The organism is Azospirillum sp. (genome assembly GCF_035627195.1).
Lineage (GTDB): Bacteria > Pseudomonadota > Alphaproteobacteria > Azospirillales > Azospirillaceae > Azospirillum.
On record NZ_DASPMG010000299.1, the window covers coordinates 1 to 14,237 of the forward strand.

Annotated in this window: 13 protein-coding genes and 1 riboswitch; of the genes, 2 read left to right on the forward strand and 11 right to left on the reverse strand. The window is 71.3% G+C overall.

Annotation, left to right across the window (positions count from 1 at the left end; genetic code table 11):
* The coding region (locus VED21_RS27300) for a PAS domain S-box protein (protein ID WP_324888023.1) at positions 1-729 on the reverse strand (729 nt) is incomplete at its 3' end.
* A gap of 183 nt (positions 730-912) precedes the next feature.
* Entirely contained in the window at positions 913-1,935 is a 1,023-nt protein-coding gene (gene cobD / locus VED21_RS27305) for a threonine-phosphate decarboxylase CobD (protein WP_324888025.1), read from the reverse strand.
* 35 nt (positions 1,936-1,970) lie between these two features.
* On the opposite strand from cobD, the gene cbiB reads away from it, so the two are divergent.
* Positions 1,971-2,933: an adenosylcobinamide-phosphate synthase CbiB gene (gene cbiB, locus VED21_RS27310; RefSeq protein ID WP_324888027.1), complete on the forward strand. Its 963-nt coding sequence runs from the start codon at positions 1,971-1,973 to the stop codon at positions 2,931-2,933.
* Positions 2,934-2,936: 3 nt separating this feature from the next.
* Here cbiB and VED21_RS27315 read toward each other — a convergent pair whose 3' ends face one another.
* The 8 genes from VED21_RS27315 to VED21_RS27350 all read right to left on the reverse strand — a co-directional run bounded on the left by VED21_RS27315 (position 2,937) and on the right by VED21_RS27350 (position 12,066).
* Positions 2,937-3,332 (reverse strand): type II toxin-antitoxin system VapC family toxin, encoded by a 396-nt coding sequence (locus tag VED21_RS27315; protein ID WP_324888029.1) that lies wholly within the window; start codon positions 3,330-3,332, stop codon positions 2,937-2,939.
* Positions 3,332-3,583, reverse strand: coding sequence for a type II toxin-antitoxin system VapB family antitoxin (locus VED21_RS27320; protein WP_324888031.1), 252 nt, complete (start codon positions 3,581-3,583; stop codon positions 3,332-3,334). The genes VED21_RS27315 and VED21_RS27320 overlap by 1 nt, the downstream gene beginning before the upstream one ends.
* Positions 3,584-3,619: 36 nt before the next feature.
* Complete coding sequence (locus VED21_RS27325; RefSeq protein WP_324888047.1) at positions 3,620-5,086, reverse strand: cobyric acid synthase; 1,467 nt, start codon at positions 5,084-5,086, stop codon at positions 3,620-3,622.
* A gap of 21 nt (positions 5,087-5,107) precedes the next feature.
* Complete coding sequence (cobU, locus tag VED21_RS27330) at positions 5,108-5,623, reverse strand: bifunctional adenosylcobinamide kinase/adenosylcobinamide-phosphate guanylyltransferase (RefSeq protein ID WP_324888033.1); 516 nt, start codon at positions 5,621-5,623, stop codon at positions 5,108-5,110.
* A complete protein-coding gene (locus tag VED21_RS27335; protein WP_324888035.1) occupies positions 5,620-6,393 on the reverse strand; it encodes an ABC transporter ATP-binding protein in 774 nt (257 codons plus the stop codon). Before VED21_RS27335 ends, cobU begins: the two co-directional genes overlap by 4 nt.
* Positions 6,394-6,406: 13 nt before the next feature.
* On the reverse strand, positions 6,407-8,257 hold the full coding sequence (locus VED21_RS27340) for a TonB-dependent receptor plug domain-containing protein (RefSeq protein WP_324888037.1): 1,851 nt from the start codon (positions 8,255-8,257) through the stop codon (positions 6,407-6,409).
* Positions 8,258-8,417: 160 nt separating this feature from the next.
* Positions 8,418-8,596: riboswitch (cobalamin riboswitch) on the reverse strand.
* Between the two features lie 31 nt (positions 8,597-8,627).
* A complete protein-coding gene (locus VED21_RS27345; protein WP_324888039.1) occupies positions 8,628-11,057 on the reverse strand; it encodes a sensor histidine kinase in 2,430 nt (809 codons plus the stop codon).
* 7 nt (positions 11,058-11,064) lie between these two features.
* On the reverse strand, positions 11,065-12,066 hold the full coding sequence (locus tag VED21_RS27350; RefSeq protein WP_324888041.1) for a TRAP transporter substrate-binding protein: 1,002 nt from the start codon (positions 12,064-12,066) through the stop codon (positions 11,065-11,067).
* Positions 12,067-12,302: 236 nt separating this feature from the next.
* Here VED21_RS27350 and VED21_RS27355 point away from each other — a divergent pair, with 236 nt between their 5' ends.
* Positions 12,303-13,280, forward strand: coding sequence for a UDP-glucuronic acid decarboxylase family protein (locus VED21_RS27355; protein ID WP_324888043.1), 978 nt, complete (start codon positions 12,303-12,305; stop codon positions 13,278-13,280).
* Positions 13,281-13,436: 156 nt separating this feature from the next.
* Here VED21_RS27355 and VED21_RS27360 read toward each other — a convergent pair whose 3' ends face one another.
* Positions 13,437-13,916 carry a cupin domain-containing protein gene (locus VED21_RS27360; protein WP_324888045.1) on the reverse strand — a complete coding sequence of 160 codons (480 nt, stop codon included), beginning with the start codon at positions 13,914-13,916 and terminating at the stop codon, positions 13,437-13,439.
* Between the last annotated feature and the right edge of the window lie 321 nt (positions 13,917-14,237).

Sequence of the window (14,237 nt, forward strand, 5' to 3'; positions counted from 1 at the left end):
GTCGTCGAACAGGTCGTGGATGACGCCGACGATGCCGCCGAAGCCGCCGGCGCTGTCCGAGTAGACCGCCTTGGAGATGCGCGCCTTGCGTGCCGTGCCGTCGGCGTGCGGCACCGCCTCCTCATAGCTGCGCGGCCCCCAGTGGACGGAGACGTCGCGGTCCATCTCCACGTGGCGGCGGGCGATGCCCGGATCCATCACGGCGAAGGACGTCTTCTCGATGATCTCGCGGCGCGGCAGGCCGGTGTAGCGCTCGAACGCGTCGTTGCAGTCCAGGAAGCGGCCGTCCTCGTCCTTGATGAAAACGGGCACCGGCAGCGTCTCGAACAGCACGTCCTTCATCAGAAGCTGGTCGCGCAGCGACGCCTCGGCCCGGCGGTGGTGCGACACGTCGGTGGCGATGCGCAACTCCAGCGCCTCCCCCTCCGGCCCTTCGAAGGCGCTGACCGCCTCGCACACCCACAGGAAATCGCCGTCGCGGCAGCGGTAGCGCCGCTCGCGCCCGCTGCGGCACTGCGGGGCGACGGCGGGCAGCGCCGCGTCGTGCGCGGTGAACAGCCCGACGTCCTCCCCCACGAGGTCGCCGTAGGGATAGCCCAGCAGTTCGTGCAGGTGGCGGTTGGCGTAGACGATGCGGCCCGCCGGCGTGGCGACGCACGCACCGGTCGGCAGGTTCTCGAACATGATCCACGGCGCGTGCCCGCCGGCCCGGGCCTTCGGCTCGGTCATCGGGGGCACCGCGGCGACGTTCGCGTCCAACATAGCGGCGATGTTCTCATGAGTTTTTAGAGAGCCGCAATCGTGCTGACGTGATAAGCGCTAGCCCAGGGCCGCACACGCCCTAGGTGTGCCACTGTGTCGCAGTTGGTTCATCGACGAGGTAAATGCAGCGCGCATTTTATTCTTCCGCCCTTACGTTGCCGGCTTGTGGTTGCCGGCTTGTTCCAGTCGCGCGCGCGCTGCCTCGCTTGGCGGCAGGCCCAGCCGCAACCATTCCGGATGCTCCGGAAAGCGGCGGACGAGTATGCCGGCACGCCCGAACGCCCGATGATAGTCCTGGGCGCGGTCGTGCGTGACGAGGCGAAAGAGCGGCGTTCCTCCCGAAACCGAAAGATCCATGCGTTGCAGGTGCGCGTCAAGAGCGGATGTTTCGGCGACCAGCCGTTGTCGCATGTCCGCGATCCACGCGCGGTCGGCGAGTGCCACCGCACCGATCGCCAGCGCCGGCCCCGACACCGCCCACGGCCCCACGCCCCGGCGCACCGCGTCCGCCAGATCCGGCCGCGCCAGCGCGAAGCCCAGCCGCACTCCGGCCAGCCCGAAGAACTTCCCGAAGGAGCGCAGCACCACCAGCCCCGGCCGGTCGGCCTCGCCGGCCACGCTGACCTGCGGCATGGTGTCGGCGAACGCCTCGTCCACCACCAGCCAGCCGCCGCGCGCCGCCTGACGCCCGGCAAGGTCCAGCAGGACGGCGGCGGGGACGACGCGGCCGTCCGGGTTGTTCGGGTTGACGATCACCACCACGTCGGCGCCCTCGGCCTCCTCCAGCCGGCGCACCTCCGCCACTGTATGACCAGCGGCGGCCCAGCCGCGCGCGTGCTCGGCGTAGGTCGGCCCCAGCACGGCCACCCGGCCGGGCGCGCGCAGCCGCGGCAGCACCTGGATCAGCGCCTGCGAGCCGGGTGCGGCGGCGACGTGCGCCGTGGACGGCGCGCCGTAGCAATCGGCGGCCGCGGCCAGCAGCTCCGCCTCCGCGCCCCGGCCGGGCAGGCGCGTCCAGGCATCCACCGGGATCGGCGGGACCGGGTAGGGCCACGGGTTGATGCCGGTGGACAGGTCCAGCCACGGCTCCGGCGCGCCGGGGAACGCGGCGCGCGCCGCGTCGATGTCACCGCCGTGCAGGACGGGGTTGGAGGTGTCGGCCGTTTCCGCCATGATCGCCGCTCCATTCCGGCAGGGTCAGATTAACCGTGGACGCCCATTTCACCGTGCTCGCACTCGCCCTTGCGGTCGAGGCGCTGGCCGGCTACCCCGACGCGCTGTTCGCACGCATCAAGCATCCGGTGGTCTGGATCGGTGCGGTCATAGACCGCCTGGACCAGATGCTCAACCACGACGACGCGCCGGGCTGGCAGCGGCGGCTGGCGGGCGTCCTGGCCCTGATCGTGCTTCTGGCGATCGTCGGCACGGCGGCGTCGGTCCTGTCCGGCCTGCTGCGTGCCCTGCCCTTCAGCACCCTGCTGGAGGCGCTGGCCGCCTGCTCCCTGATCGCCCAGCGCAGCCTGCACGACCACGTGGCGGACGTGGCGCGCGCCTTGCGCGCGGGCGGGCTGGCGGCGGGGCGGGCGGCGGTGGCGCGCATCGTCGGCCGCAACCCGGAAACGCTGGACGAGCCCGCCGTGGCCCGCGCCGCCATCGAAAGCCTGGCCGAGAACTTCTCCGACGGCGTCGTGGCGCCGGCCTTCTGGCTGGCGGTGGGCGGGCTGCCGGGCATCGCGCTCTATAAGGCGATCAACACCGCCGACAGCATGATCGGCCACCGCACGCCGCGCCACGAGGCGTTCGGCTGGGCGGCGGCGCGGCTGGACGACCTCGTCAACCTGCCCGGCTCCCGCCTCACCGCCGGACTGCTGGCCGCCGCCGCGTGGCTGTATCCGGGGGCATCGCCCGCGGACGCCGCGCAGGCGGTGAAGCGCGACGCCGGCCGCCACCGCTCCCCCAACGCCGGCTGGCCGGAGGCGGCGATGGCCGGCGCCCTCGACCTGCGCCTGGGCGGCCCGCGCACCTATGGTGCCGTGCGCATCACCGATTCCTGGATGGGCCACGGCCGCACCGCCGCCACGCCCGCCGACATCGACCGCGCGCTGGGCCTGTACCGCTACGCGTGCGGTGCCTTGTTCGGGATGGCAGCGGTGTTGGCGGTGGCGTTGTAAGGATCAGACTAGGACGGATTCCACATCCGTGTGCACGAAGTCCTCACCCTTGAAGAGAAGCGGCAGCCGCAAAGTCTTCGCCAAGGCGTAGGCGGCGCAGTCGGCAAGGTTCAGCTGTGCCGGGTGCCCGGAGCCCTTGCCGAACCGGCAGTAGGCATCATAGGCAGCTGCGGCCTGAGCCTCGTCGAACGGCATGATCGTGACTCCGGCAGCCTCAAGAAGCCGGTGAAACTCATCGACCATGGCCTGTCCAAACCGTCGAACAAGAACGGTCCGGCACTCGAACAAAGTCATCGCCGACATCCGGCACTCGGACGCCGCCTCCAGCGCTTCTTCGATGCGCTCCGCTTCCGGCTCGTTCCTCAGAAACGCAATGATCGCGGATGTATCGACCACCATCAGTCGAAGGTTCCGAATTCGTTGTAGCCGAGCAGATCGTCATCGCTCCGGCTGTCCAGCACGGGCATTTTCGATGCCCGCATACGGATCTCCGCCAGGGTGGCGCGGCGCGGCGCGGCGTCCGGCCGCTTGATCCGGTTCAGCCGCTCCTGCAAGGCGACGGTCACGGCGGTGGCGATGCTCTCACCCGTCGCTTCGGCCAGTTCACGAGCCAGCCGGTCTGCCGCCTCTGACCTGATGATGAGCCCCATGGAATTCCTCCGATGCCCGCAATGAGTATAGGAGGCTCAGCGGGGTTCCGCCACGCCCAGCAGACCGTCCACGTCCACGCATTCCTCCAGCCGGTCTGCCAGCGAATCCAGCGCCTGCTCGACCGTCGCGTCGTAGGCCAGACCGCCGGCACCGCTGCCGCCCAGCGCCTTGACGAACGCCGCGCGGAAGCCGTCCGCGCCGAACAGCCCGTGCAGGTAGCAACCCGCCACCCGCCCGTCCGCCGACACCGCGCCATCCACCCCGCCGCCGTCCAGCCGCAGCATCGGGCGGGCACCGTCCGGCCCGGCGGTGCGGCCCATGTGCATCTCGTACCCGTGCACGGCGGCCCCGGTGGCGACCTCCACCCCCGCCGTCTCGGTCAGCACCTTCGGGCCGCTCAGCACCGTGTCGACGTCGAGCAGGCCGAGGCCCGCGGCCTCGCCCGGCGGCCCCTCGATGCCGTCGGGATCGGCGATGCGGCGGCCCAGCATCTGGTAGCCGCCGCAGATGCCCAGCACCCGCCCGCCGCGCCGCCGGTGCGCCGCCAAATCCACGTCCCAGCCCTGGGCGCGCAGGAAAGCGAGGTCGGCGATGGTCGCCTTGCTGCCCGGCAGCACGATCAGGTCGGCGTCGCCCGGCAGCGGCCGGCCCGGCGGCACCATGGCGAGCGACACCTCCGGCTCCAGCGCCAGCGGGTCGAAATCGTCGAAGTTGGAGATGCGCGACAGCATCGGCACGGCGACGCGGATCGGCCCACCGGCCCGCGTGCGCCACGTGTCCAGCGCCACCGCGTCCTCCGCCGGCAGCAGCGCCGCTTCCCGCAGCCACGGCACGACGCCGAAGCCGCGCCAGCCCGTGCGCTCCTCGATCACGCGCAGGCCGCCGTCGAACAGCCGCACGTCTCCGCGGAACTTGTTGATCAGGAAGCCCTTGACCCGCGCCCGCTCCTCCGCCGCCAGCAGCGCGTGCGTGCCGACGAGGCTGGCGATGACGCCGCCCCGGTCGATGTCGCCGACCAGCACCACCGGCACGTCGGCGGCGCAGGCGAAGCCCATGTTGGCGATGTCCCCGGCGCGCAGGTTGACCTCCGCCGGGCTGCCCGCCCCCTCCACCACCACGATGTCGGCCTCCGCGCGCAGGCGTGCGAAGCTGTCCAGCACGGCGCCCAGCAGCTCGCCCTTGCGGCTTTGGTAGTCAGCCGCCCGCGCGTTGCCGTGCACGCGGCCGTGCACCACCACCTGGGCGCCGACGTCCGATTGCGGCTTCAGCAGCACCGGGTTCATGTGGACGCTGGGCGGCACGCCGCAGGCCCGCGCCTGCAGCGCCTGCGCCCGGCCGATCTCGCCGCCGTCCGGCGTCACGGCGGCGTTGTTGGACATGTTCTGCGGCTTGAACGGCCGCACCGTCAGGCCCCGCCGCACCAGCGCCCGGCACAGCCCGGCCACCAGCAGCGACTTGCCGACGTCCGACCCCGTGCCCTGCAGCATCAGCGCGCGCGCCATCTCCGTCATCCCTTCAGCACCTCATCCTTTCAGCACCATCGGCAGCCCGGCCACCACGAACACCACCCGCTGCGCCCGCGCCGCCACCGCCTGGTGCAGCCGCCCGGCGTCGTCGCGGAAGCGCCGGGCCAGCGCGTTGTCCGGCACGATGCCCAGGCCCACCTCGTTGGAGACGAAGACCACCGTCCCCGCCACCCGGTCCAGGGCGTCCAGCAGCCGCGCCGTCTCCGTCGCCACGTCGCGTTCCGCCCCCATCAGGTTGGACAGCCACAGCGTCAGACAGTCGACCAGCACCGCCGTGCCCGCCACCGCCACGCGCTCCAGCACGTCGGGCAGGTCCAGCGGCTCCTCCACCGTGGTCCAGCCGGGGCCGCGGTCCTCCCGGTGGCGGTGAATGCGGGCACGCATCTCCTCGTCCCACGCCTCGGCCGTGGCGACGTAGATCCAGGGCGCCGGACGCGCCGTCACCAGCCCCTCCGCATGGCGGCTCTTGCCGGAGCGCACGCCGCCCAGCACCAAGATGATGTCGCCACTCATGCGCTCTCCTCCAGGCGTGTCCACGGCAGAGCCCAGCCCTCGCCGCGCAGCAGGCGCACGCCGAACACCCGCTCGGCCACGCCCGAATCCAGCACCGCGCCCGGCGGCCCGGCGGCGGCGACCGTGCCCTGGTCCAGCAGGTACAGCCGGTCGCAGAAGCGCATGGCCAGCGACAGGTCGTGCAGCACCACCACCACCGTCATCCCCTCGCCCGCCAGGGCGCGCAGCAGTTCCATGACGTGCAGCATGTGGAAGGGGTCCAGTCCCGCCACCGGCTCGTCGGCCAGCAGCACGGACGGCGCCCCGGCCAGCACGCGGGCCAGCATGACGCGCGCCCGCTCGCCGCCCGACAGTTTGGTCACCGCCCGGCCGCGGAACGCCCAGGCGTCGCAGCGCCTCAACGCCGTCTCGACCAGCGCGTGATCCTCGGCCGTCTCGGCGCCAAAGGCGGTGCGGTGCGGGGCGCGGCCCAGCATCACCACGCGCTCCACCGCCAGCGGCCAGTGCGCGGTCGGGTTCTGCTCCAGATAGCCCAGGCGCCGCGCCCGCTCCTCCGGCGCAAAGCCGTCGAGCGGCCGTCCGTCCAGCAGCACCGTGCCGCCGCTGCGCGGCAGCAGCCCGGCCAGTGCACCCAGCAGCGTGGTCTTGCCGCTGCCGTTGGGGCCGATCAGCCCGACCACCTCGCCACCGTGCGCAGACACGCCGACGCCGCGCAGCACCTCGGCCCCGCCGAGGGTCACCCGCACGCCGTCCGCCTCGATCCGCGCCATCGGCACCGTACCCCTAAAACTTCGCCTTCACGCCCACGTACCCGGAGCGGCCCGGCGTGGCGTAGCGGGCGACCTCCTGGTAGTCGGCATTGAACAGGTTCTCGACGCGGCCGTACAGCGTCACCGCCTCGGTCAGCGCGTAGCCGGCCTGGGCGTCCACCACCGTGTAGGCGGCGTTGATGGCGTTGTTGAACGTGCTGTCCGCCTGCGGCCCCACGAAACGCACCTGCCCGCCGACCTGCGCCGCCTCCGTCGCCTGCCACACGGCGCCCAGGCTGCCCTGGTGCTTCGGCCGGCGCGGCAGGGCGCGGCCGGTGGTCTCGTTGCGGCTGTCGGTGAAGGTGTAGGTGGCGGTGGCCTTCAGGTCCTTGCTGGCCTGCCACGTCGCGCCGGCCTCCAGCCCCTGCGCGCGGGCGCGGTCGACGTTGGCGTAGGTGTTGGTGGCGCTCTCGAAGGTGATCAGGTCGCTGAAGCGGTTGTGGAACGCCGTGACCGACACGGTCAGCCGCCGGTCCAGGAACGCCTGCTCGACGCCCACGTCGGCCCCGGTGCTGCTCTCCGGGCGCAGCGACGGGTTGCCGTAGATGGGGGCGTACAGGTTGAACAGCGTCGGCGCCTTGCCGGCGGTGCCGATGCTGGCGCGCAGCGTGGTGCCGCTTTCCTTCAGCCGGTAGGACGCGGTGGCGCGCACCGTCGACTTGCCGCCGAAGCGGTCGTTGTGGTCGTGCCGGCCGCCCAGCGTCACCGTCAGCCGGTCCCACAGGCCCAGCACGTACTGGCCGTAGACGGAATCGGTGGTCAGGCTGGCGTCGGTGCCCAGCGTCGTGCGGCGGCCGTTGTCGGTGGTGATGCGCGCACTCTCCCGCACCCGCGCGGCGCCCACGGTCAGCACGTCGTCGGCGTCCACGTGGATGTTGGCGCGGTACTCGCCGCTCACCCGCGTGCCTTCGTAGTTGGTGTGCGGCGTCGCCGTGCGCGGCTCGTCGAAGGAGCGGTCGGTGCTGGTGGCGGACAGGGAGACGACGTTCTCCATCCGCCCGCCGAACAGCGTCACGATGTTGTCCAGCTTGCCGTAGCGCAGCGTCTTCTCCATCCGGTACGCCGCGTCGCGGCTGGAGGCGTCGTAGTCGCTGCGCAGGTCGAACAGGCCGCCGGCCACGCCCACGGTCCAGTTCTCGGTGACGTCCACGTCCGCTTTGCCGGTCACGCCGCGCCCGCGCGCCTTGTCCTTCTCGGCGGTGTTGGCGAGGCGGGAATAGCCGCCGGTGTAGAGGTTGGTGCCCGACAGCGCGTAGCCCACCCGATCCGTCCCGCCGCTGACGCCGACCGCCTGCCGGTGGGTGGCGTAGCTGCCGGCCTCGGCCAGCCCGGTCACCGTCGGGGCACCCTTGCCGCGCTTGGTGACGATGCTGATGACGCCGCCCATGGCGTCGTTGCCGTACAAGGCGCTCTGCGGCCCGCGCAGCACCTCGATGCGGTCCAGCGCGGTGACGGCCAGCGCGTCGAAGTTGAAGGCGTTGTCGATGCTGGCCGGGTCGTTGACCAGCACGCCGTCGATCAGCACCTGCGTCTGCCCCGGCTCGGCCCCGCGCACACGGGCGTAGGCGGTGGTGCCGATGCCGCCGTTGCGGGTCAGCGCCACGCCGGGCACGCCCTGCAGCGCGCCGAACACGTCCGGCCGGCCCATGCGCTCGACATCGGCGCCGGAAATGACGGTGACGGCGGAGCCCACGCGCTCCGGCGCGGTCTCCAGGCGGGACGCGCTGACGACGACCTCCGGCAGCACCTCCTGTGCGGAAGCGGGCATGGCGGACAGCAGCGCCACCAGCGCGGTGGCGGAACGGAAGCGAAGAACGGAAGACATGCGGAAAAGCCCCATCGGCACACGGTTGTCGCAGCCAAGGGCGAAGCCGGACGCGCCGCGCGGGCCGGGAGAGGCTGGCTCCGGCGCGGTCCGATCCACCCTTGGGTGGCGCCACCGCACAACGGAGGTCCGTCCCGCCGGAAAACCCCGTCCGGCGGTCGCGTGACGCGCTTCGACGGCAGGTCTCCTGGCTCGCGTGTCGCTGCACCCTACCGCCTTCCCAGTTTCCCAGTGGCCTTTGGCGGGGCGCTCGACGCTTACAGTTGCGGGGGCAGCCGCGGCATCGCACCGCGTTCCCTTTTCATCCGCTCGCGCGGAACCGTCGCGCGGATGACTAGCGCATCCGCACGCCGTTGCAAAGCGTCAACGGTCATAGGACCTGCGGGAAGCGCAGCGTGAAGGCCGTTCCCTTGCCCGGCGCGCTGTCCACGGCGATGGTGCCGCGCAGCTTCTGCTGGACGAGGTTGTAGACGATGTTGAGGCCCAGGCCGGTGCCGCCGCCGGTGCGGTTGGTGGTGAAGAACGGGTCGAAGATGCGCGGCAGCACGTCGGCCGGGATGCCCTTGCCGTCGTCGCGGAACACCAGTTCCACCACCTCGCCCGGCAGCAGGCGCACGCTGATCCGGATATGCCCCGGCGTCTCGGCGTCGAAGCCGTGCGTCAGCGCGTTCATGACGAAGTTGGTCAGCACCTGCGCCACCGGCCCGGGATAGCCGTCCACCGTCACCGGCTCCGGACAGTCCAGCTCCACCACGATCCCGCGCGGGCGCAGGCGGGGGCCGAGGCTGGTCAGCACCTCGCGCGCGTACTGGCCCAGTTCGAAGACGCGGCGGTCGTCGCGCGTCTGGTCCACCGCCACCTGCTTGAAGCTCTGGATCAGGCCGGCGGCGCGGTCGGCGTTGGCCAGGATGCGCTGCGTCGCCTCCTCCGCCATGTCGATGTAGGTCTGGAAGTCGGACTTGCGCAGCGCCCCGCCGCGGAAGCGCTCCACCGTCCGCTTCGTCTCGTCAGCCAGCAGGGAGGCGGCGGTGACGGTGATGCCCACGGGCGTGTTGATCTCGTGCGCGATGCCGGCCACCAGGGCGCCCAGCGACGCCATCTTCTCCGCCTGGATCAGGCTCTGCTGTGCTGCGCGCAGTTCGGCCAGCGCCCGTTCCGCGCCCTCCTTGGCGGTGCGCAGCTCCTCCTCCGCCTCGCGGCGGAAGGTGACGTCGTAGTGCCAGACGATGAAGGCGCTCTGCCCGTCCCAGTCCATGGGGCGGATGTCGATCAGGCACCACCACTCGCTGCCGTCCAGGCGGCGGCGCTTGACCTCCACGCCGCTCACCTCGCCGTGCGCCTCGAACCGCGCCACGATGCGGCCGATGTCGGCCGGGTCGGCGAAGGACTCCTCGACGTTCTGGTCCAGCGCGTCGTCGTGCTCGGTGATGCCGAACAGCGCGTCGTACTTGGGGTTGCTGTACAGGCGGGCGTGCATTTCCTGCGTGACGATGGAGATGCCGACGGGGCTGGTCTCCAGCATGGTGCGCCAGCGCCGCTCCTGCGCCTCGCGCTCCAGCTCCATGCGGCGCTTGAGGACGGCGTTCTCCTTGAAAACGGCCAGAGAGCGCGCCATCGCGCCGATCTCGTCGCGCACGGCCGTGCCGTCCACCGGCCGGCCGTAGTCGCCGCCGGCGATCGCCCCCATGGCCTCCATCAGGCCGCGCAGGGGGCGCCGGATGCTCTGCCCGATGGCCCAGGAGGAGGCGGCGCTCAGCGCCAGGAAGACGATGCCGACCAGCGCGATGCTCCAGCCGACGTCGCGCACCACCTCGTCGAAGCGGCGCTGCGCCTCGGCGTCGCGCTGGCGGCCGGTGGCGGCGAGGCGGTCGATGACCTGCGCCATGGCGCGCTGGCCGCCGTCGATCTCCTTGCCGACCAGCCGCGCCTGCTCCTCCGCCCCGGCGCGCAGCTGCGCCAGCCCTTGCAGCAGCAGGTCCACCCGCTCGCCCAGCGCGTCCAGCGCGCTGCGCTGCAGATCGTCGCTGGCCAGGTCGCGCATCACCGGGATGGAGCGGGCGATGGCCAGGAACGCCCCCTCCGCCCGCGCCCCGGCCGCCTCCTCGCCGGTCAGGTAGAAGGCGTTGGCGGCCAGCAGGCCGTTGGCGAAGGCCTCGCGCGACTTGCCCAGCGCCGGCAGGACCAGATGGTTGCGGTCGCGCGCCGCGGTGTCCAGGATGGCGTACAGGCCGGCCATCTCGCCGCCGGTCTTCAGCACCGCCGTGTCGTAGGTGCGCCGGGTGCGGGCGATGATCTCGCGCAGGGCGTCGAAGCTGGCGAAGAAGCGGCGCGCGGCCGACGTCAGCTGCGCGATGTCGTCCGCCATCGCCGGGTCGGCCACCCGCGTGGCCTGCAGCTTGCCGATCAGCCCCTCGCGCCGCCGGCCGATCTCGGTCAGCAGCTCCTCCGTCGGCCCGTGCAGGTAGCGGTGGACGAGGCTCTGCATGCGGCTGACGTCGCTGTCCACGGCGGTGAACAGGCGGTCGTTCTCCTCCACCTGCCGGACGACGGCCCATTCGGCCTCCATCACCGCGGCCCCGCCCCAGACCAGCCCGCCCAGCGCCAGCATGGCGATGCCGTTCAGCGCCACGATGAGGAAGATGCGCCAGCTGACCGGGATGGCGCGCAGCCGCCCGGCGAAGCGCCGCGCCCGCGGCGGGGACGGCAGCGGCACGCCCGTATCGGCTGTGCGCGCATCGGCCATGCGCGTATCGGTCATGCGCGTATCGGTCATGCGCGTATCGGCCGTCTCCACCGCCATGGCGGCGCTACTCCGCCGCCTGGATGCGGCGCACCAGGTCCTTCAGGGCCGGATCGCCGATGAAGCGGTCATAGACGGGCAGCATGGCGCGGCGGAACGGCTCGGCGTCGGCGATCTCCACCACCTCCACCCCGGCGGCGCGCGCCGCGGCCTCCGACGCCCGCTCGGCCTCCTCCCACAGGCGGCGCATGTGCAGCGCGCTGTCGCGCGCGGCGGCGCGGAACAGCGCCCTGTCCTCCGCCGGCAGCCCGTCCCACGCCTTCTTCGACATGACCAGCACCTCCGGGATCATGGAATGGCGGGTCAGCGAGTAATAGCGCGCCATGCGGAAGTGCTCGTTGTGGACGTAGCTCGGCCAGTTGTTCTCCGCCCCGTCGATGATGCCGGTGGACAGCGCGGTGACCACCTCGCCGAAGGGCAGCGGCAGCGCCGTGGCGCCCAGCGCCGCCATCATGGCGGCGTTCAGGTCCGACTGCTGCACGCGCATGCGCAGGCCCTTCATGTCCTCGGGCGAGCGGATGGGGCGCTTGGCGTTGTACATGGACCGCGCGCCGGAATCGTAGAAGGCCAGCCCGACGAATCCGTGCGGCTCGAACGCAGCCAGGATCTCGTCGCCGATCGGCCCGTCCAGCACGGCGTGCAGGTGCGCGGCCGAACGGAACAGGAAGGGCAGCGTCGCCGCCTGCGTCTCCGGCACGATGCCGTTGAAGGGGGCGAGGCTGACGCGGTTGATGTCGATGGCGCCGACGCGCGTCTGCTCGATCGTCTCCTTCTCCTCGCCCAGCTGGCGGGAGTGGAAGACGCGGATCGTGTGCCGCCCGCCCGAGCGGGCCGAGACCTGCCGCCCCATCTCGATGACCGCCTGGACGGTGGGATAGGACTCCGGGTGCGTGTCGGCGGCGCGGAACTCGCGGGCGCCGGCCGGGCCGGGAAGTGCCGCCAGCAGCAGGGTCATCAGCAGGGCGGCCGCCTTGCGGGCGATGCCGGCCATCGTCGATCGCGCCCGCATGCCCCCTCCTTGCGCATCCCTCGTTCTTGTGGGGGCAAGGCTACAGGAGTTCGCCGCGTGATGCATCCCCCTGCATGTCAGGGTATGCAACCCCGCAGGCGAGTTACGATGCCCGGCGCAACCGGGCTAGACCCGATGGTACATTGAACCTCCGGATTGTCGGGCCGTTTCGCGAGTGTTTCGAACTCCTTCCACGACCGCGCGGCCATCGCCGCCGCCATCGACGAGGGCAAACCGTGAGACAGTCAACGTCCAAGCGCGTTCTGGTGACCGGCGGCGCAGGTTTCCTTGGCTCGCATCTCTGCGAGCGCCTGCTCGCCGACGGGCATGAAGTGCTCTGCGTCGACAATTACTTCACAGGCTCGCGTCACAACATCGTCCATTTAATGGACCATCCGGATTTCGAACTGCTCCGCCACGACATCACATGGCCGCTGTATGTCGAGGTGGACCAGATCTACAACCTCGCCTGCCCTGCCTCGCCCGTGCATTACCAGCACGACCCGGTGCAGACGACCAAGACCTCCGTCCTGGGCGCCATCAACATGCTGGGTCTGGCCAAGCGTCTGCGCGCGCGCATCCTGCAGGCCTCGACCAGCGAGGTCTATGGCGACCCCGACGTCCATCCCCAGCCGGAGGATTACCGCGGCAACGTCAACACCACCGGCCCGCGCGCCTGTTATGACGAGGGCAAGCGCTGCGCCGAGACGCTGTTCTTCGACTACCACCGCCAGCACGGGCTGCCGATCAAGGTGGTGCGCATCTTCAACACCTACGGGCCGCGCATGCACCCCAACGACGGGCGCGTGGTGTCCAACTTCATCGTGCAGGCGCTGCAGGGCCGCCCGCTGACCATCTACGGCGACGGGTCGCAGACGCGCTCCTTCTGCTACGTCGACGACCTGATCGAGGGCTTCGTCCGCTTCATGGACACGCCGGAGCAGCACACCGGCCCGCTGAACCTCGGCAACCCCGGCGAGTTCACCATCCGCGAACTGGCCGACATGGTGATCCGCCTGACCAACTCCTCGTCCAAGATCATTGCCAAGCCGCTGCCGCAGGACGACCCCAAGCAGCGCCGCCCGGACATCGCCAGGGCCAAGGCCCTGCTGGACTGGGAGCCGAAGGTGCGGTTGGAGGAAGGGCTGAAGCGCACCATCGCCTACTTCGACCGCGCCCTGGACCGGCACGAACTGGCCCGCGCCGCGGAGTGAGGCGGGGGCCGTTGCGTCGCATCGCTTTTGCCCCCTCCCTAACCCTCCCCCTCTTCGAGGTGGAGGGGACTGCCGCCGCCGGCCGACCAACCCTCCACCGCGCAGCGGGGGAGGGCGGCTGAGCGCAAGCGAAGCCGGGAGGGGGCAAACGCCCCCTCACCACGGCGTCCCGTCGCGGTGCAGGAACTTTCCGTCCCGGAACTGCATGTCCTCGTCCGAATAGAACGCGTCGTCGCCCTTGGTGCGGTCGCCGACCTCCAGGTACACGGCCGTCCGGTCGGTGCGGTTCACCAGATGGTGGCCGTTCGCCACGCCGGCCGGGAAGCCGGCGCACATGCCGGGCTTCAGCACGTGCTCGCCCGCGTCGGTGATCAGCACCAGCTCGCCCTCCAGCATGTAGACGAACTCGTCCTGCCGGGTATGCCAGTGGCGCAGGGCCGACGACGCGCCGGGCTCCAGCCGCGTGATGTTGACGCCGAAGTTGGTCAGGCCGAACTGGTCGCCCAGCTTCACCTTGCTGCGGCCGGCCACGCAGGCGCGGAACGGCTCGGGATAGCCGGTCAGGCCCCGCGGCCCTTCCTGCGCCGGGGCGTCCACGACGACGGGCTTGGCGGTCTCGTCGGTGTGCGGCGGCATCGCTCCCTCCTTTTCCGATGGTTGAACGGGAATGATGGCGGCACCCGCCCGGACCGTCAAACGGCGCCGCCCAGGGCGAGGGCCTGGGGTTGCTGCATAGCCCCTCTCCCCTCGCGGGAGAGGGGTTGGGGAGAGGGGGATTACCGGCGACAGCCGGGACATGAGTCTTTGTCCGGCCATCCGGCCGTAATCCCCCTCTCCCCAACCCCTCCCCCGCCAAGGAGGGCTATCGCATGTAAGCAAAGAGTTCGAAGAAGAATTCTTCGCTTATCATGGCCCTGAACATTTTCAGGCTCATTGACCGGTCCAACGGGTGCGCCC